Annotated in this window: 16 protein-coding genes; 12 read left to right on the forward strand and 4 right to left on the reverse strand. The window is 44.1% G+C overall.

What is annotated here, in order from left to right; all coding sequences use genetic code 11:
• Positions 1-337 precede the first annotated feature (337 nt).
• The gene (gene uvrA / locus EGV92_RS03050; RefSeq protein ID WP_131667723.1) at positions 338-3322 is read left to right on the forward strand and encodes an excinuclease ABC subunit UvrA; all 2985 of its coding nucleotides are present in this window, start codon (positions 338-340) and stop codon (positions 3320-3322) included.
• Positions 3323-3562: 240 nt separating this feature from the next.
• On the opposite strand, the gene EGV92_RS03055 is transcribed toward uvrA, so the two are convergent.
• Entirely contained in the window at positions 3563-4246 is a 684-nt protein-coding gene (locus EGV92_RS03055) for a hypothetical protein (RefSeq protein WP_131667724.1), read from the reverse strand.
• A 661-nt stretch (positions 4247-4907) separates the two neighbouring features.
• Between EGV92_RS03055 and EGV92_RS03060 the strand changes: the two genes are divergently transcribed.
• The 6 genes from EGV92_RS03060 (at position 4908) to EGV92_RS03085 (ending at position 9895) form a co-directional block, all read left to right on the forward strand.
• Positions 4908-5189: a hypothetical protein gene (locus tag EGV92_RS03060; RefSeq protein WP_131667725.1), complete on the forward strand. Its 282-nt coding sequence runs from the start codon at positions 4908-4910 to the stop codon at positions 5187-5189.
• A 17-nt stretch (positions 5190-5206) separates the two neighbouring features.
• Positions 5207-5413: a hypothetical protein gene (locus tag EGV92_RS03065; RefSeq protein WP_131667726.1), complete on the forward strand. Its 207-nt coding sequence runs from the start codon at positions 5207-5209 to the stop codon at positions 5411-5413.
• Positions 5414-5815: 402 nt separating this feature from the next.
• Positions 5816-6028: a hypothetical protein gene (locus EGV92_RS03070; protein WP_131667727.1), complete on the forward strand. Its 213-nt coding sequence runs from the start codon at positions 5816-5818 to the stop codon at positions 6026-6028.
• Positions 6029-6343: 315 nt separating this feature from the next.
• Positions 6344-7153 (forward strand): prolipoprotein diacylglyceryl transferase, encoded by an 810-nt coding sequence (locus EGV92_RS03075; protein WP_131667728.1) that lies wholly within the window; start codon positions 6344-6346, stop codon positions 7151-7153.
• A 23-nt stretch (positions 7154-7176) separates the two neighbouring features.
• Positions 7177-8130 (forward strand): hypothetical protein, encoded by a 954-nt coding sequence (locus tag EGV92_RS03080; RefSeq protein WP_131667729.1) that lies wholly within the window; start codon positions 7177-7179, stop codon positions 8128-8130.
• A 109-nt stretch (positions 8131-8239) separates the two neighbouring features.
• Positions 8240-9895, forward strand: a complete 1656-nt coding sequence (locus tag EGV92_RS03085; protein ID WP_131667730.1) for a radical SAM protein — start codon at positions 8240-8242, stop codon at positions 9893-9895.
• Positions 9896-9915: 20 nt separating this feature from the next.
• On the opposite strand, the gene EGV92_RS03090 is transcribed toward EGV92_RS03085, so the two are convergent.
• Positions 9916-10533: a GNAT family N-acetyltransferase gene (locus EGV92_RS03090; protein WP_131667731.1), complete on the reverse strand. Its 618-nt coding sequence runs from the start codon at positions 10531-10533 to the stop codon at positions 9916-9918.
• A 119-nt stretch (positions 10534-10652) separates the two neighbouring features.
• Here EGV92_RS03090 and truD point away from each other — a divergent pair, with 119 nt between their 5' ends.
• Positions 10653-11987 carry a tRNA pseudouridine(13) synthase TruD gene (truD, locus tag EGV92_RS03095; protein ID WP_131667732.1) on the forward strand — a complete coding sequence of 445 codons (1335 nt, stop codon included), beginning with the start codon at positions 10653-10655 and terminating at the stop codon, positions 11985-11987.
• 73 nt (positions 11988-12060) lie between these two features.
• On the opposite strand, the gene EGV92_RS03100 is transcribed toward truD, so the two are convergent.
• Entirely contained in the window at positions 12061-13203 is a 1143-nt protein-coding gene (locus tag EGV92_RS03100; RefSeq protein ID WP_165525549.1) for a GGDEF domain-containing protein, read from the reverse strand.
• Positions 13204-14321: 1118 nt separating this feature from the next.
• Complete coding sequence (locus EGV92_RS03105; protein ID WP_131667734.1) at positions 14322-15212, reverse strand: PHP domain-containing protein; 891 nt, start codon at positions 15210-15212, stop codon at positions 14322-14324.
• Between the two features lie 234 nt (positions 15213-15446).
• On the opposite strand from EGV92_RS03105, the gene ispZ reads away from it, so the two are divergent.
• The 4 genes from ispZ to mnmC1 all read left to right on the forward strand — a co-directional run bounded on the left by ispZ (position 15447) and on the right by mnmC1 (position 19174).
• Positions 15447-16001, forward strand: coding sequence for a septation protein IspZ (ispZ, locus tag EGV92_RS03110; protein WP_131667735.1), 555 nt, complete (start codon positions 15447-15449; stop codon positions 15999-16001).
• A gap of 56 nt (positions 16002-16057) precedes the next feature.
• Positions 16058-16363, forward strand: coding sequence for a YciI family protein (locus EGV92_RS03115; RefSeq protein WP_131667736.1), 306 nt, complete (start codon positions 16058-16060; stop codon positions 16361-16363).
• A complete protein-coding gene (locus EGV92_RS03120) occupies positions 16360-16809 on the forward strand; it encodes a hypothetical protein (RefSeq protein WP_131667737.1) in 450 nt (149 codons plus the stop codon). Before EGV92_RS03115 ends, EGV92_RS03120 begins: the two co-directional genes overlap by 4 nt.
• Before the next feature lie 244 nt (positions 16810-17053).
• Positions 17054-19174, forward strand: coding sequence for an FAD-dependent 5-carboxymethylaminomethyl-2-thiouridine(34) oxidoreductase MnmC1 (mnmC1, locus tag EGV92_RS03125; RefSeq protein ID WP_131667738.1), 2121 nt, complete (start codon positions 17054-17056; stop codon positions 19172-19174).
• Positions 19175-19192 lie beyond the last annotated feature (18 nt).

Below are 19192 nucleotides of genomic sequence, written 5' to 3' on the forward strand. Positions count from 1 at the left end.
AAGCTTTCAATGTAGTTAATTGATAAAAGAATTGATACATGCCAGCTCTTAGCAAGCGATATATTAGTCAAGTTAAAACCTTAACTAAACGGCTATTGTCTGGTCAACTGTTAAGTAAGATGAGCGTAATATTCGCCACCTATAGGTAGAGTCGTCCCTATTAATCACAAATAAATCAATTGGATCAAGTTTGCTGATCGACACAAGTTAATATTTTGACCAATTTAGCTACTCTAGCACGCTTCATCAACCGTATAGACAACCAATAACTAGCAAATCAATGACGTAACTATATCCTTTATAGCTCACTACTTTATAAATGAATAAAAGGCATTCTATGGCACATGAAAGTATCAAAATTCGCGGCGCTCGGACTCATAATCTAAAAGACATTGATCTTGATATTCCTAGAGATAAGTTTGTGGTTATCACAGGTTTATCAGGATCTGGAAAGTCTTCATTGGCTTTTGATACGCTTTATGCCGAAGGTCAGCGCCGCTACGTCGAGAGCTTATCGGCGTATGCCCGTCAGTTTTTGTCACAAATGGACAAGCCTGAAGTTGATAGTATCGAAGGGTTGTCACCCGCCATTGCTATCGAGCAGAAATCGACCAACCACAACCCGCGCTCGACCGTGGGCACCATTACTGAAATCTATGACTACTTGCGCCTGCTTTATGCCCGCGTAGGCACGCCATTTTGTCCGGTTCACAATGAGCCAATGGTCGCGCAAACCATCACCGAAATGGTTGATGACATCATGGCGCTACCTGAAGATACCAAACTCATGATTCTTGCCCCCGTGGTCCGTGACCGTAAAGGCGAGCATGTGGTACTACTTGAGCAGCTGGTCGGCCAAGGTTTTGTGCGTGTGCGCGTCGATGGCAATGTCTATGATATGGACGAGCTACCGCCCCTTGAGAAGAATAAAAAACACACGATTGAAGTCGTGGTCGATCGCTTCAAAGTGCGTGATGACCTTGGCAATCGTGTCGCAGAGAGCTTAGAGACCGCCCTCAGACTTGGTGGCGACGTAGCCGTGCTGCATTATATGGATGGCAACCCTAACCCAGAGGCGTCGAATACTGATAGCGACGATCAGATATTATCAGCCAAGCACAGCTGCCCGGTGTGCGACCGCGCTGTCTCTGAGCTTGAGCCAAAGCTATTTAGTTTTAACAACCCTTACGGTGCGTGCCCCGCTTGTGACGGCCTTGGCAAACGCCAGTACTTTTCAGCAGAGAAGTTAATTACCCATCCAGATAAGTCGCTCAATCAAGGCGCGGTTAATGGTTGGGACAAGCGTCATGCCTACTACTTTGGCTTACTTACCACCGTCTGTAAGCACTTTGATATCGATATGGATGCCCCTTGGAGCAGCTTACCAAAAGCGCAAAGAGATATTATCTTAAAAGGCTCTGGTAAGGAAAAAATCCTCTTTAACTTCACCGATGAGCGTGGCCGCAAGACCAAAAAGACCACCCCATTTGAGGGCGTTCTACCCTACCTCGAGCGCCGCTATGCCAAAACGCAGAGCAACTTGGTGCGTGATGAGCTGGCTAAATATCTGGCAGATACCACTTGTAATGTCTGTGATGGCGCACGGCTTAACGAAATCGCTCGCAATGTGCGCGTGGACGGTCGTGATATCGCCGAGATTGTGCAGCTGTCTATAGGTGACGCTGCTGAATACTATGCCAACCTAAATATGAGCGGCGCTAAAGGTGAAGTGGCTGAGAAGATCTTTAAAGAAATCAATGAGCGTCTTAATTTCTTGGTAAGTGTCGGTCTAGACTATCTCAATCTGGCACGCTCAGCTGAGACCCTATCGGGCGGTGAAGCACAGCGTATTCGACTCGCCAGCCAGATTGGCGCGGGCCTCATGGGCGTCATGTACGTACTGGATGAGCCATCTATCGGTCTGCATCAGCGTGACAATGATCGCCTACTGCAAACCTTGGTGCGCCTGCGCGACCTTGGTAATACCGTACTGGTGGTCGAACATGATGAAGATGCTATCCGTCAAGCAGATCATATTATCGATATTGGCGTCGGTGCAGGGGTGCATGGTGGCCGCGTTATCGCACAGGGCACTGCTGAGGATATCAAAAATACCAAAGGCTCACTCACGGGTCAGTATCTATCAGGCGAAAAAGAGATTGCGATACCAAAAGTGCGCCATAAAGCCAAAACGATCGACCTAAATAATCCGCCGCCTCGTGTCAATATCATGCCAATGGGCAAGGCAAAAGCTGCCGCTGCCAAAAAGGCTGCTGCCAACAAGAAAGAAAAACCTAAGAATATCGTGCCCATGCAGATTGAGCTAAAAGGCGCTTCGGGCAACAACCTTAAAGATGTCGATTTGACGATTCCGGTTGGCGTGTTTACTTGTATTACTGGGGTATCTGGCTCAGGAAAATCAACACTCATTAACCGTACCTTAATGCCACTGGCCGCCACTCAGCTAAACAATGCCTCAACGCTGATCGCGGACAAGCACGAGAGCATTACAGGTCTTGAATATCTGGATAAGATGGTGGATATTGACCAAAGCCCAATTGGCCGCACACCGCGCTCTAATCCGGCGACCTATACGGGTGTCTTTACGCCGATTCGTGATTTGTTCTCACAAACGCAGGAAGCCAAAGCACGAGGTTATAAAGCAGGCCGCTTTAGTTTCAACGTGAAAGGTGGCCGCTGTGAGACTTGCCAAGGCGATGGTCTAATCAAGGTGGAGATGCATTTCTTACCAGATATGTATGTGCCTTGTGATAGCTGTCATGGTCAACGCTATAACCGTGAAACGCTTGAGATTCACTATAAAGGTAAAAATATCGCCGAAGTATTAGATATGACGGTCGAAGATGCGACGGAGTTCTTCTCTGCTATTCCGCCCATTCATCGTCGACTTGAGGCTCTGATGGATGTAGGGCTGAGCTATATTCGCCTGGGTCAATCTGCGCCAACGCTGTCTGGTGGGGAAGCTCAGCGCGTCAAGCTGGCTCGTGAGCTGGCCAAGCGTGATACTGGTCAGACGCTATATATTTTGGATGAGCCGACTACTGGTCTACACTTCCATGATATCGCCAAGCTGCTCCATATCTTGCATACCTTGCGCGATAAGGGCAACACCATCATCGTCATCGAGCATAATTTAGACGTTATCAAGACCGCAGACTGGATTGTTGACTTAGGCCCTGAAGGCGGTAAGGGCGGTGGTATGATTATCGCTGAGGGTACGCCGGAAGAGGTTGCAGACACTAAAGCGTCTTATACCGGTCAGTTTTTGAAGCCGATGCTTGAGAAAAAGAAATCTGCTTAGCTATACATTAATTGTCGGTTAGTTATCTTTCAATAGTGAAAAAAGGCCATTCTTTAGAGAGTGGCCTTTTTTGTTGGTTGAGTTTTGGGTTTTACTTTAAAACAAATAGTGTGTAAAACCGCACCTAACATCGAAATAACATTAAAACACCGCTACAGGAAAATAAAACCCTTATGCTATTCAGCTTTGCAGACTTATAACCTCTCAATATATCTCCACACTCCACACATTTTCAGCCATTTAAAGTTGGTCGTTTAAAGCGTCAAATTCATTAAATAAGGTGTCTACTTTGTTTAAGATAACTTTGAGATCGTCTGCTTTAAAGCCAATTGTATTAGACGGTAGAACCGAACGTTTATAGTCCTTATGAAGAATTAGGAGTGGCTCTTGGGTCTCAGTGTCATTCATAACGTACCAGAAGTTTTCTTTCGAATATGACTTCCTTTCACTGTCTCCCATACCATATGTCTTTAGATAGCTGTTAATCGAGTCTTTACTGCTCTCGCGCTGTGAATAAGGAAGTTTGGACCAAGAAACGAATTTATCTATACTTTGATGGAACTGGGAAAGCTCTTTTTTATCTTCAATCCTAACAAACGGTGTGCCGCCATAATAACTAGGAAGTTCAATTAAAATAAGCCCCCATTTTAGATTATCACTTGTAATATCTTTACTTTTATCAATCTTCTTTTTCGATACATTCAGCGTGACCCTTTGAGTTGCGGGGCCTTCTGCTAATAATCCTTTTCTATCCATAGATTTGGCATTGACCGCAAAAATGTTTTGCGACTCAGTCAATTTAACAAGGTTCTCATAACTTGAAGATGGCAATAAAGTCGTACAACTCGTTAGGACAACGGGTGGTATGGTCATCATTAATGACAATAAGACTGGTTTAAAACATACATTAATACGATTAGACATTTGGAAGCTTCCTTATTAGGAGTTTAGGAATAAAACAAAATAATAAAATCAGCTGTTATAAGCCTTACCTTCTACACGGGCTACTTTATGGTCTATCTTTTAAAGTAAAACCTTAGTCATAAAATCTGATTTCATTATATGCTTTTTTGAGATAAGAAACTTCGCCAACTCTTCCAGTCAGTAAAGGGTAGGTTATTAACAGTAAAGTTCTCTTTTGACGGTACGTTGAATACGACTACTCAACCTATACTCACCGCCTCGTCTACTTGAGCAGATTTGAGCAAAAAGCGGAATTAGCTTTCACAGTCAGCGTATAATAGCCCAATAATCGACCAACCCTATTATAAGCGCCAGCATTTACCCGTTTAATGATAGTGCGGTATCCTTCGATAAAGTCACCCTCTCACCTTGGTCACCCCTAATGAACCCTCTTCTTATCCCTGTCGGTCTTAGCTTTTTATTTTGGCTTATGATACCGGTGTTACTCATTGCTAAGCTTTTTCTCAAGCCCTCACTCAAAGAAAGAGCAGATGTAATGGCTTTTGTTTTAGTCCTTCTAGGTATTGTTAGTTTCTGCGTATTTTTAGTGCTCGCTAGAAATTAAGTAAGGCTTTCTGATACTTAGATATCCCTCAGGTGGTGTTTCAAACGTCACCCAAAAGTGGCGTTTTTTGCTATAGTGAGCTTTATAGGCTTTAGCCATTTATTGTTGAGTTTAATTATGATGGAAGACGTTTTAATACCGCTTTTTATCGGTATTTCCGTTATTAGCCAGATTATATTATTGGTTGCGGTAATATTTGCACTACTCGGTTATTTTGGCAAGGAAGCATTAGCTAAGCAGCGTTATTATACTAAGGCGGCCAAACTGCTGCTCATTTACGCTCTGATGTTTGTCGTGGGTCTAGGTAGCTGCCTTGTACTGGTCTCAACAGGAAGTTAAAAGGATAACGAGATCGTATGCAGTGGACTCTATACATCGCTATCCTGCCAGTTGGCTTTGGCATGATGACGCTAGTAGGTAGCCTAATATGTTTGATTGGCTATCTGACCAGTGATGATAGCGCAACCAAGCGCAAGCTATGGCCATGGTTTACACGACTGCTGTTACTTGCATTTTTGTTACTGAGCGTGGGGTTGTTTTTTACAAGTCGACATTTTCTATAAATACCTTACTAATGACACCTGCTCTAATAACTACTTTTAAAATAGACAAAATAAATAATTTATTTTAGGGTGAAATAATGATCGATTAATTGGTAATGGGGGTTATGTTATGCCCCTCTTCGGAACAAGTGCACTCGCTTTAACGTCTATATTTACTCTAATTATTATTTTACTATTTACCAAAGAGCCAGAGAAGATGCAGCCTCTTAATCATATCCTAAAGGTAGCGACTTTAATTAGTATTGCCTGCTTTTGTATGGTTTTTAGGCTCTGTACTTTTAGCATGACCCAAGTATCTGCATGAAATTAAAACCAACTTACTGACTTTTATAACTGTCTTTTGTAGTGGTTCTGGCTAGTATATTTATACTGTAAAGCAAATAGACTCATGGAGTGAATTGTGTGACAGATATTATAGAACCGCTGTTTATGGCCTTACTTGGGCTTTGCGGTTTATCAGGAGTATTGGCGATACTATTACTCATCTATCTAATTTTTATCAAAGATGCTGATAAAAGACAGCCGCTTGAAAGATTGCTTAATGCCTCCTTATTGGTCTGTATCATTAGCTTTTGTGTTGGCTTTGGGATATGTAGTTATATTTTAGTGACCTGAAATCTTAAAATTATTTATAATAAATTTTTAATAATTCTTTATGAATAATTACAAACTAGTGCTAAAAGAATAAGGGTCTTTTGTGACCTTTTAATAAAAGCAGTTATTAATTAATGAGTGACTTGAGCACATTATTTTGGACCGTCAATATTTTTATTATTTTAGTGTGGCCAGTCGTTCGTCCTATTCACCTTATAATTGGGTCCGTGGACGACTGTAAAGTAAATCAGCCACTCATAGCGTATTCGGCTAATAAGCCTCACTATAGGAGTTGTTGGACTTAGTGGTTGATACCCCACCATGCCAATTTATTAAATGATTTATTACCCCCTCTCCCCGCAAACTGCCCACATTGTCCATTTTATTTTTGAATGGTTGGCGCTACTTGTCGGCGTTCAGACTTACCGAATCCTGAAGAAACGTTATGTTCAGCACAACCCCACTACTCCCCAGCAAGCAGGACTACTGTCGAAAGGCAGCTTTGCCGTGGCCGTCGGTTGTATCTTAGGTGCAGGCATCGGTAATAAGCTGTTGTTTCTCATTGAAACGCCGCAAGCTTGGGGACAGTTCGGCGCGATGTCACTGGCAATGGGTCAGACCATCGTCGGTGGTATGATTGGCGCGCTTATCGGTATCGAGATCGCTAAGAAACTCTCGGGCATTCGCTACTCCACAGGTGATTTATTCATTGTACCGTTCTGTGTGGGGTTAATCGTCGGGCGTATTGGCTGCTATTTAGCCGGGCTAAATGACGGTACTTTTGGTGTCGCAACTACTCTACCTTGGGGCATGGACTTCGGTGATGGTATTGCCCGGCATCCAACGCAAATCTATGACATGCTTTGGGCAGTAGCGATGTTAGCTTTCTTTTATTTTGCTTACCCTAAGCTAAAGGCGGTTAGCGGATTGAGCTTTAAGCTGCTGTTTATGGGCTATATGGGTTGGCGGCTGATGGTAGATGGTATTAAACCGATACCTTATGAGTACTGGTTAGGACTGTCGGGTATTCAATGGGCTTGTCTGATAGCTCTGGTTATTTATGCGCCATTCGTGATGAGAGATTTTAAGCGTTTACCAAGCCAAACTAAGAAGACAGCGGAGACGTCAAAGGCGTCAACATTATAAATTAATCAAAGTAATGAATTACTATGACAGACCATAAAAAAGACTCAGAGGGAATGGGCGCTGCTGGCGGCATACTTATAGGGGTACTATTGACCGTGATGGTGGGCTTTGGTTCGTGTCTATTGATGCTTAGCCCTATAGGTTCAAGCTCAAGCAACTATAAATCTCAGCTTGCTGAAGAACAAACCAACCAATTACAACAACTCTATAAAGATGCTAACCAATCCAAGCCTGATCCTAAAGCGTCATGGCTATTAAGCTTGGCTATACTGCATCCCGAAGCGCGTGAAATGCTCAAGCTGGAGATAAGTGAAGCGCAAGCGCAAATAACGTCTGACAATTACTACCAGCAAGCACTAAAAGCAGGCTTACCTGCGGCGCTCGTTAAAAACGCATACTCGCTCATCAATTCGGGAATAACCATCAATAATGCCGATAGTGTGACAACAGATAGCGATGATGCCGCGGTGCAGCTCAAAGATCCTGAGTCCGTCGAGCGCGGTGTCCAGCAAATTGTCGATGTACTAAAATCGCATTGTACGACTTATTACTCTCTTGATAATGAGGATAATTCTGACGATTTAGAGTATGTCCTTAACAGCTATAAAACAACGATTCCACTCGATTTTAATAACTTTTCACCATCAGTGATTAAGCCCTATGCTAAATTGCAGAATCTCATGGATATTGCTGAGTTAAGACAGCAAATCTATTGTGAGGACAGATGGGATGTCGAGCATCAGTTAATTAAGTTCTTAATGGATGACGATACATTCACACCAACTCATCGGCTTGTCTATTTATCAGTATTAGCAGAGCTTCTGGATAAGCCTGATATTGTCTATCTAATTAATCGCCGCGCGCCAGCAGATGCTCAGGATGATTTTATTAAAGAACGCAACTCCTTATTGACCGCTTATAAAACGACCTTTGGTAATCAGATCCCTATGGACGCTGTCAGTTTAGACAATCATTAAGCAGGTAAAGCCAGACTACTAGTTACAAATAGGTAAACACAGATAATTAGACGGTGAATAAATGCGTTTACCTTACTTATTGTTCTCAACTTAGATTAGGTCATCACCCATGTCTCATAAAAATCGCCCTTACGAGTTTTACGACACTACCAGCTCTGTTTGTAGTACCTGCCTGTATCCTGTCGAGGCCAAAATTATTTTTAAAAACAACCATGTCTATATGGATAAATGGTGTCCAGTCCATGGCGTCGAGCGCGTCCTAATGATGGACGATGTGGCCTATTATCGTAGCTGCCGCGAAGTCTACGTCAAGCGTCCTGAGATGCCCGAGACTTTTGCCACGCCGATGCAATACGGCTGTCCCTATGATTGTGGCCTCTGCCCTGACCACATGCAGCACTCCTGTCTTACCATCGTCGAGATTACCGATGTCTGCAACCTTGACTGTCCTGTCTGTTTTGCCGACTCTGGCATGAGCCGTGAGACCAATCTGCCGCATCTATCGTATAAGCATAAACCTTTGGAAACCGTGAAAGCCATGCTCGATACGGTGGTTGCCTCTGAGGGTGAGCCAGATGTGGTGCAGCTCTCTGGCGGCGAGCCGACGATGCACCCGCAGCTGTTTGAAATTCTAGACTATATCCAAACCTTGCCCATTCGCCATGTGATGATTAACACTAATGGTATTCGCTTGGCAAAAGAGCCTGAATTTGTCGCTAAATTAGCGGACTATGCCTATCGCTTCAGTAATAAAAAACAAAACAGCGCCGCTGAAAACTCCAAGAAGGTTCAAGGATTAGAGATTTACCTGCAATTCGACTCGCTTGATGATGAGCACATAACCGTGCTGCGTGGTGCTAAACTTGCTCGTATCCATGAGAAAGCCTTGGCTCATTTAGAGTCGCACAACTTATCAACGACGCTAGTAGCGACGATTAAAAAAGGTCTTAATGACGGTGAGATGGGCAAAATTATTGAGCATGCGCTTACCTATCGCTGTGTTCGCGGCGTCAGCTTTCAACCACTGTCTGAGTCAGGCCGCGTGGGCATCGATGAGGCTTTGCTCGATTCAAGCAAGCAGCGTCTTACTATATCTGAGATGCGTCGCCAAATCGCTGAGCAGTCAGAGGTGTTTACCTTAGACGATATCGTGCCAGTGCCCTGCAATCCTGATACTTTAGCCATGGGCTATGCGTTAAAAACCCACTCAACCGCTGATGAAATTAATACGCAGAATAATACGATCAATAATATGACACAGGTAGCGCCGCTTACTCGCTATCTAACCCCTGATGTCATTATGAATGGCGGCGGCAATACGATATTGTTCGAGCAGAACCCTGAGGTTCAGACCAAGGCAAAAGAGCAGTTGTTTAAAGTACTCAGCACCAACCACTCCCCAGAGTCGCAAGCCAACTGTTTGTCTGAGCTACTATGCTGCTTGCCTAAGATCGATGCACCGCATCTGAGCTATGACAATGTATTCCGAGTAATGATCGTACAATTTATGGATGCGCAAAATCTTGATATCCGCGCGCTCAAGAAGTCTTGCATCCACTTTGCTCAGCCCGATGGTACGATGATACCGTTTGAGAGTTTCAATCTATTTTATCGCGATGATCGCAAGGAGACGCTGGCGAAGATTCAGCAGACGTTAACGCAAGGCTTTGCAGCAAGGAAAGTAACAGTAAAATCGCATACTGAGGTTAATGCTGATGTCAATAAAGACAAAGGTAGAATTACTATTACTCCAGTAGTATTTTAAGGCTAATTTTGCGCCGTGAGTTAGCCACTCACCTTCTCCAGCTCCAACAGCCGTAAGTCCTCGCGTAGTGGCTCGCCATTATTACCATCAGTAGGAAATGGCATACTCCTACCCGTAAGCTGATAGCCGCGGCGTTGATAATAAGCCAGTAGTTCAGGGCGATGGTTTAAGATACTCATGGTTAGGCGGCACGGCTGCTCTTCACTGCCAAAATGTCTACAAGCGAACGACTCCGCAGCGCTAAATATCACATTGCCAATACCCTGCCCTTGAAGCTCTGGATGTACAGCAAACATGCCTATATAAGCTTTATTATGGCCTTCGGTCTCTTCAGCCGTGTCTGACTGTCCTTGCACCGAAATACAGGCTAGAATCTCGCCTGTATCCTTACCCTCTCGCTGACCATTATCGGTCTTTGGATAGACGAACAGATATTGAGCCGGGTCATTGATAACCTTTTGCAGCTCTTGTTGCGTGGTTCGAATACCGCCGACTAAGTGCGCTTCGTTGGTCCAGCCCTCATCATTTCGGTAGCAGCGATTCAATAGCGACTCTATGGCTGGGGCATCATCTGCAGTGGCTGTCCTTAAAAATACCTCACCATTAATATCATTATAGTTATGCGCACCATTTTTCATCTTAGCCTCTTATCTTTGTTTACTGTACCCTGAGCTTTATCATAATGGATATTGTATCTGCTCACTTGGATGATAGTATAGACACAATCTATTATTCTTAACTACACGGCTTATCCACTATGTCTGATCACCCCGCTTCGACTGCTAACCATTCTACTTATAATGATCCCACTCTCAATGGCTCTACCCTTAATGACGACTCTACCCTTAATGACGACTCTCCCGATGAAACCTCACACCATGTAGCACCTTTAGTAAGCTCTGATGCCTTGAGTAAGTTACTAAGCGATACAGATTTTGCAGTGTTTAGCGATCCAAACCAACTGGCTCAACCAGTCGCACCGCCTATAGAGCGCGCCACCTTTAAGTCCTGCCCAGAGCACTTCATCGTTAATGAACAGCTCAATATCGACTTTACCGAGGAAGGTGAGCATTTATGGCTATTGATTAAAAAAACTGGGATGAACACCGCGCATACCGCACAGCTGCTAGCAGATTGGGCCAGTATTCCTGTTCGCGATATTGGCTATTCAGGACTCAAAGATAGGCAAGCGGTGACGACGCAGTGGTTTAGTCTAAGGATCCCCAATCGCACCCTCCCAGAGACTGTATTTGCGCCAAATAATCTTCCTGAGCATGAGCAGGTTGAAATCTTAGACCAGCACTGGCACAACAAGAAACTCAACCGCGGTACTCACAAGTCTAATCAATTTATTATTACCTTAACCGACGTTCAGTATGAGGATATAAAAGCTGTTGACCACGGCTTGCAGCACATCAGTGAAGAAGGCGTACCCAATTACTTTGGCGCGCAGCGTTTCGGTCACTATGGTAACAATATCAGCGAGGCGTTAAAGTGGTTAAGCTCGCTTCAAGACAGTAGCGGTAACGCGAATGCAGAGCAAAAAGGCAGTGATAGTAAATCCCGATCTACTCGAAAGAGCCATCACAAGCGGCGTATCAGTAAGCGTCAACGTGAGCAGCAGTCCATGTTATTATCAGCAGCACGGAGTCTGATATTTAACAAGATATTAGACGCGCGAGTAAAAAATAAGACTTGGAACAGTGGCTTGCTCGGAGAGGTTTATAATCTTGCTGGGACTGGGTCAATATTTACCAGCGATACCCTAAGCGGCGAGCTTATCCAGCGACTGCGCATCAAAGACATTCATCCAACAGCGCCACTCTGGGGTACAGGTAATGATCAAGTGACTGGCGCTGCCCTGCATCTAGAACGTAGTATCGTCAAGGAAGACTTGATTTTGTCGCAGTTAGCACAGGGGTTAGAGACTCACGGTATCAAGGCACAAAGACGTGCATTGCGACTCATGCCTCAAGCATTATCATGGCGCTGGCTAACCCCTCAAAGTCTTGAGCTGCAATTTAGCTTGACCACCGGCAGCTATGCCACTAGCGTCCTTGCCAGCGTGGTCAATGACATCCACTCAAGCTAAATCTAATCTTTCCTCTGAGAGCTATGAAGCTTTTGGTTGCTTGGATGACTGACCTCTCAGTAATCTTACGACACTAAGCCAGTTCAAAATCTGGCTTTTCAATTTGATTAGTCGTGATAAGTTGATCTGCACTTGCCACACAATTACGCCCTTTATGCTTGGCCTTATAAAGAGCCGCATCCGCCAAATCGATTAAACTATAGATAAGCTTTTCTGTTAATTGGGCGCTTTTTAGAGTTTTAATCTTGTCCGCGACTAGTGTTTCTCGATAAGTCGCTTGCAAAGCTACAACTTCACGCCGCGGCAAGGTAGCGACGCCAAAGCTTGCTGTGACTTGCAATGAGGCAACCTCATCTAGATAGATCATATGCGCTTCTATCTCTTTTCTAAGCGCTTCTGCTATAAGCAAAGCGGCAGTGTGAGTGGTTTGTGGTAAGGCCAATAAGAACTCTTCCCCCCCGTACCTGCTAACCACGTGACGACGCACTAGGGCTTTACTTAATAACTCCGCGATATGCTGAAGAACTTGGTCACCAACATAATGACCATAGGTATCATTTACCGCTTTAAAATAATCTAAATCTAACAATATAACGCTAAAATCCTGTCTCTCTTCTTGTCGGTAACTGCTATTAAACAGCGCCTGATGAATCCAACTTAAAATACCGCGGCGATTCTTGATACCTGTTAGCGCATCGTGATCTGCATTGTATTGAATTTCACGCTTATTATGCTCAATAATAGACAGCAATATTCGAAATAAAAACACAATGATAATAGCTTTTGGTAATGCAAAATAGATATAAGTTAGCCGCCAAAATAAAATATTATCACGCTGTAAGACCACAGAGCTATCAAGCTCTGCACTTGGGTTGTATTGGTTCTTAATACCGATAACTCTAATGTCGCCAGCATTGTCAAAATCTGGCGACATTTGTACTAGCTGCTCATGGATAGCATTGACATTTATAGACGCCTTATAGAAGCTAGGAAAGGTAGTTAAGGTGCTATGTTCAATACGAATAGGTAGTTTTCGTAAGCTTGGAGAATTAATACCAAAATATGGAAATAGCGCAAATATCACGATAAAGCTGATATAAGACATAAAACCATACCAAACAATACGTCTATCCATTAGTAACATAGCAAGCATCGTACCGCCCACTAAAGAGGCACCAGCGATTAAACTACTATACCCCATTAACAAAGTAATCATAGAGATATAGCAGCTATAAATCAGCGTGAGCAACCACTGCCAGAACTTTAGAGTTTTTTTGGAGGCCCTAAGCTGGTTTAAGTAAAAAATTAACCAACAATAAAAGATTGCTACTATGGTAGAGCACAACCAAAGTATTTTGGTCAACTCAATATCAATATAGTCCTCAATATTACGGCTGTTAAGCCAGACCATCAAACACCAAGCCCACTGTAGCAAGACCTCTATTAAAATAAAAAATGCTAATAATGAAGCACGATCAGCACTGCGCCACTCAAAAACAATTTGAGACAGCTTTTTATAGACTCGCCGATAAAATGATAATCTTATTAACAGAAAGGTCCTATAATTTTTTAATAGCATCACAAAGCGATCCATTTCTTATTTAGTGGCTCGGCTTAGACCAATACTTATTGTTGTTCAACGATATTTTTAAAATAAAGCGGCTAAAATTAATAATAAATACCAAAATATCAGGTGCAAGAACAGTCAGACAACGCCTATTTAAAGTTGCCTATTATAAGATAGATATGTTTGCTGCTTTTAATTTAAGGGATATCCCTATCATAAAGCAACTTATTACTGAATAAACCTGATTAAAGGTAAGCTTGACTAGTTATCGTATTAAATAATAGATAGCAACGACTTTTATATAGTTAATCCTATTCAAAACGATACACAAAGGAGTGGCTGGAATAAATTTACTGGCTAGAAGTCATGATATGCTTGAGGCGAGTGTAAATTCATTCTAGCTGCTTTGTATCGAATCTAAAATAGATTGACTATGAATTATTTATAGCGGCTTGACATTGTTATTCTAATTCTTACAATTTATGCTATTTTTACTAATTTTTAATATTAAAATAAAGCAAGTTGCTGATATTTATATGATTTACAAAATATCAGCTCGTTAATTAAGACTTTTGATTTAAAACATTTAGTTAGCGTTTAATCAAGATTATTTTATATGAAATAAATTTAGTTACTTGCACCATCTTAAACCATCTAAGGTATTTTCTAACCTCTAGCATTTCACTGCAAGAGCCGAGCCAATTAAATAATTTTTGAGTAAAAATAGTTTTTTTACATTGAAATACTAAAAATTAAATTGTTTAAAATTACCCAGATAGGTTAAATTTCTGCCAGATACCTTGCTGCTCTGGTGTTGGTTTTGGTGTATCACCGAGTCGCCGCCACGGCATACTGGTGCCATGATAGTCGCTGCCTATTGACACACTCAGCTCATGCTCAGAGACGCTGCGATCGACCATTTTTCGCGTACTAACAGGCTCGTCTGTACTGGGCAGCTCGGTCGCATCACCGCCCATCTGTGCAAACTCTCCGATTAACTTTCGAACCCGCGTAGCGGATAGCCTGTAACGGGTAGGGTGTGCAAGCACCGCCTGACCACCGCAGTCATGAATGAGTTGAATTGCTTCTTCCATGCTGAGCGCTTCAATAGCAACGTATGCCGGCTTATTGTCTGCTAAGTATTTATCAAAAGCTTGCTGAACGGTCTTTACGTCACCACGGTCATAGAGTACCTGACCGATGTGCGCGCGGCCTACTGCTTGTGGATTACCACCGGCTTTATCGAGTACTGCTTGCCACAATGCTTGGCGCTGCTCATCTTCAAGTTTTAATATCTCACTGAGTTTCTCTACGATACGCTGACCTCTGTTGGCGCGGCTATCTTGTAGCTTTTCTAATGCTGACTGCATGGTCTGAATATCGCTAAAGTCCAACCCTAGGACATGGATGATTTTATCTTTCGCCTTGTTTTTACCATAACCACCGGTCAAGGTATGCTCGCAGCTTATCTCGACGCCATTGATAAGCTTGATACCGCACTTTGTGGCACAGTCTCTTGCTTCTTCTATCCCGAGTATAGTGTCATGATCGGTAAGCGCGAGAACCTCAATACCTGCATTAGCGGCCCGCGTGACCAATTCAGTCGGTGAGTCGCTACCATCTGAGCGAGTGCTATGACAATGTAAATCTATCTTCATCTAAAGTCCTAATTTGTAGGTAATTTATGGCTATAAAATGTGGCTTTGAGGTAACTCATTAAGCAAAAAACAAGTAACAACGCCTCTAAATTGGTTGATTGTTACTACTCGATTGTATCTTAATCGTATAAGGACATTGTAGCGTGACCACCTAGCTGATGTTTGATTGCTTTTTTTTCGCTACCGCGCAGTGTAAACTACGCACTACGTTTTAATTGAGCCAACTCACACGCTATGAAAGCCTTATTAGACTTCATTCCCTTAATTGCCTTTTTCATTGCCGCCAGACATAGTGGTATATTGGCCGCTGCTGGCGCTTTACTGGTGGCCACGCTCATCGTCTATGTGATTCATCTGATTAGACAAAAAGGTAAGTTAGAAAAGCAGCAGTGGGTGGTGTTATTGTTAACCATACTATTCTGCAGCGGTACGCTACTATTACGCGACGATATCTATCTGCGCTGGAAATCGCCAATTATCAACGGCGTATTCGCCTTGACACTGATTGGTAGTGCCTTGATGAATAAGCCACTCATGCAGCTGGCTATGAAAGATGTGTTTCGCTTGTCACTTAGCGGCTGGAAAAAGCTCACCATCGCTTGGGGGTTATTCTTTGCGTTTATGGGAGTTCTGCATTATATCACTGCCTTTACCATGTCTGATGCCGCTTGGATTAACTTTAAGACCTATGGCTGGATTCCCATTATGCTGGTCTTTATTATTGCCCAGTTTGCTGTATTAAAAAACCACATTAACCCAGAGCTCACCGACAAGACAACGAATAAATAAGTGCTGTCATACCTATTATAACGAACAGCACTGCTTTTGCTAATTAAGGATCTTCAATGTCATTATTTGTTATAATTGGCCATGACGTCGCTGAAAGTACTGAGTTACGTCAAGCCACACGCCCTGCTCATATTGCTAGACTAAAAGAGCTCGAATCAGAGGGACGGCTGGTGATCGCTGGCCCAAATCCTGTTAACCATGAGGCTTCTGAGATGAGCGGTAGTATTATCATTGCTGCCTTTGACTCGCTTCAAACTGCCCAAGACTGGGCAAATAATGACCCCTATTTCACCGCTGGCGTCTATAGCCATGTAGAGATCAAACCATTTATTCAAGCCCTCCCGCAAGTAGTCGCTTCATGAGACATTCTGTAGCCAAACCTTCACTCAGCTTAGCCCTGTTAATCACGATGAGTGTCACTTTAGGTGTCAGTAGCGCTCTAGCAGCGCCCATGGTCACCGTGACAGACCCTGAGAGTGGTCAGCCTATCGTACAAGATTCAGCCACTGACTCGCCATCACTGACCGCCAATAGCTCAGACCCAGCGGCGACCAGTGTGGTAGAGCCAAATAGTCTTGCAGCGCAGCTACAACCGACCGATAGTGAGCTGTCAGCGGCCAATCAGGAGCTTCTTAGCCGTAATGCTAAGCTGCAACGGCAAGTCAATGATTTGCAGACTCAAGTTAACGTGTTGCTCTATGAGAGTCAGGGTCAGCTGTTTTTGTATGGGGCGTTCACAGTGCTCATTAGTCTATTGGTGGGCATTTTTATCTCATGGTTGGTATTCGTCCGCCGTCAGCGTTGGTAGCTGACATTGGCAGCTGGTTGATAGTTTGCAATTGCCTGCTGATTAATGACTACTAGTGGAATCACGCTCACAATCACATATCGGCTTAAGTCAGTCTCGGCGTCATTGCCAAGTCCGAGACAATTTTGCTGACTTTACTTTATTGCCTTTAGGATTTTGTGCGCTCCCAAATTGCTCCTTAGCGGTGCGATTACCGGTGTGTAGAATTTATTTTAAACTGCCCTCACTTAGCTTTAAGCCCACTATGCCTAACTCTTTTCAGCCTAATCAGCCCATACCACACATTGTCCCTGCTCAGCTAGACTGGCAAACTGACGATCAAGGCCACACTGTACCTATCTCTCAAGCTTTCGGTGACGTCTATTACTCTATGGTAGATGGCTTAGCAGAATCGCGATACGTCTTTGTCGAGCAAAACTATCTTTCAGAGCGCTTCAATTGGCTATTTTCAGAAACTTTGCAGTCTCCGGCTACGAGTACTACAAAAACTTTTACAATTACTGAGCTGGGCTTTGGTACTGGGCTAAATTTACTGGCCACTTGGCAGCTATGGCAAGAGGTCAAGGCGCACTATGCTAATAACGATACTGCCGCGTACACAGTAGACCGAAACATCCCTCGACTGCATTTTATCAGTACGGAGAAGTTTCCGTTAACTAAAGCTGACCTCACGCGCAGTCTTAAAAGTTGGCAAACTGCTGAGCCAACGCTAGCGCCACTTATCAAGCAGTTAATAGCTTTATATCCGGTATTAGTACCCGGTTGTCACCGTCTGCATCTAGCCGACGATGTGACCCTAGACTTGTGGTTAGGCGATGCGGCAGACAGCCTTAGTCAGCTAGATAACAGCTATGGTGCTTGTGTAGACGCTTGGTTTTTAGATGGCTTTGCACCGTCATGCAATGAGGCGCTTTGGGCACAGCAGATATTCGAGCAACTTCAGCGCCTGTCAAAGCCGGGAACCACTGTAGCAACCTTTAGCTGTGCTGGTGTAGTGAAGCGCGGTCTAAAGTCAGCCGGCTTTGATATCCAAAAGGTTAAGGGCTTTGGCCGCAAGCGTGAGATGCTAACCGCTACCCTGCCGCCGCCATCAACCCTAGATAAAGACACAGACTCTCTGTCTGCAATAACTACGACTGAGCAAAACGCTCTGATTCCTGCTACAGTCAACCGAATCACTATCATTGGCGCAGGTATCTCAGGACTCATGAGCGCTTGGTCATTAGCGCAGCGAGGCACAGACGTCTTACTACTCGACCAGTCCGCACCGCTATCAGGCGCATCAGGCAATCCGCGCGCACTGCTGGCCCCAAAGATGACGCCAATTCATCATGTGGCTGAGCACTTGCATAGTATTGGTTATCTGTATAGCGCTCGTCTTTATCAGGCGCTAGATAGGGCAAATAATACTCATGGCCGTGCTCCTATTTTTGAGGCGACGGGCGCGCTAGACTTACTCACCAAAGCCAATATTGATACCGAGCAGATTGCAGATTATCCAGATGAGATGGCAACGACACTCAGTGCCTCTGAAGCCAAGCTGCGCTCAAATCTTGCTGAGCAAGACCTTGATGATAACTTATATCTACCACAGGCAGGCTTAGTTAATCCGCAAGCCTTAGCTACGACTGTCTTAGCGCACCCCCTTATTCGCTTTGAGCAGCGCGATATTGTAAAGATAGAAGCCGATAATAATAAGGTGAGACTATATGGCACAGATGCATCACAATTAGAAGCCGATAGTGTGATCATAGCCGCTGCCCATGCCAGCTGTCTCTTAGACCCGCGAATTTTTGACTTTCGTAAGATTCGTGGTCAGCTGTCTTGGTTTACCCCCGAGCAACTTAGCAAATTACCCAAACTGCCACTAAAGTTCGGTGGCTACTGTGCCCCTTTTGTCCCGCAAGCAGGCGATAGCAATCTAAACCCAGTCACCGAGGGCCAGCCGCATTTTTTATTGGGCGCCAGTTTTGTGCGCAATGACACCGATACGGATATTCGCGACTCAGAGCATCAGCTCAATCGTGATAAGTTGGTTAATGCTATTGCAGAATTAGATGAGGTAATCCCAAAAGATGTGGTTAACTGGCAGGCCCGTGCTGGTATTAGGGCGCAGACACCCGACTATCACCCACTAGTAGGCAAGGTGACAGCCTGTGAGGACAAGGAGTCGGTAATGCAGAGCAATAAACCAGTTAGAATCTGGACACTTAGCGGCATGGGCTCTAAAGGTTACGCCTTTGCCCCTATCTGTGCCGAGGCGCTCGCAGACATGATAACGGGGTCATTTGCACCTTTTTCACAGGCGCTTGTTAAGCGACTATCGCCAAGTCGCGCGCGGTTGCAGTCGGCGTTAAAGAGATAACTGGGGGTTCATTACCAT

Origin of the sequence: Psychrobacter pygoscelis (assembly GCF_004335015.1) — a bacterium.
Lineage (GTDB): Bacteria > Pseudomonadota > Gammaproteobacteria > Pseudomonadales > Moraxellaceae > Psychrobacter > Psychrobacter pygoscelis.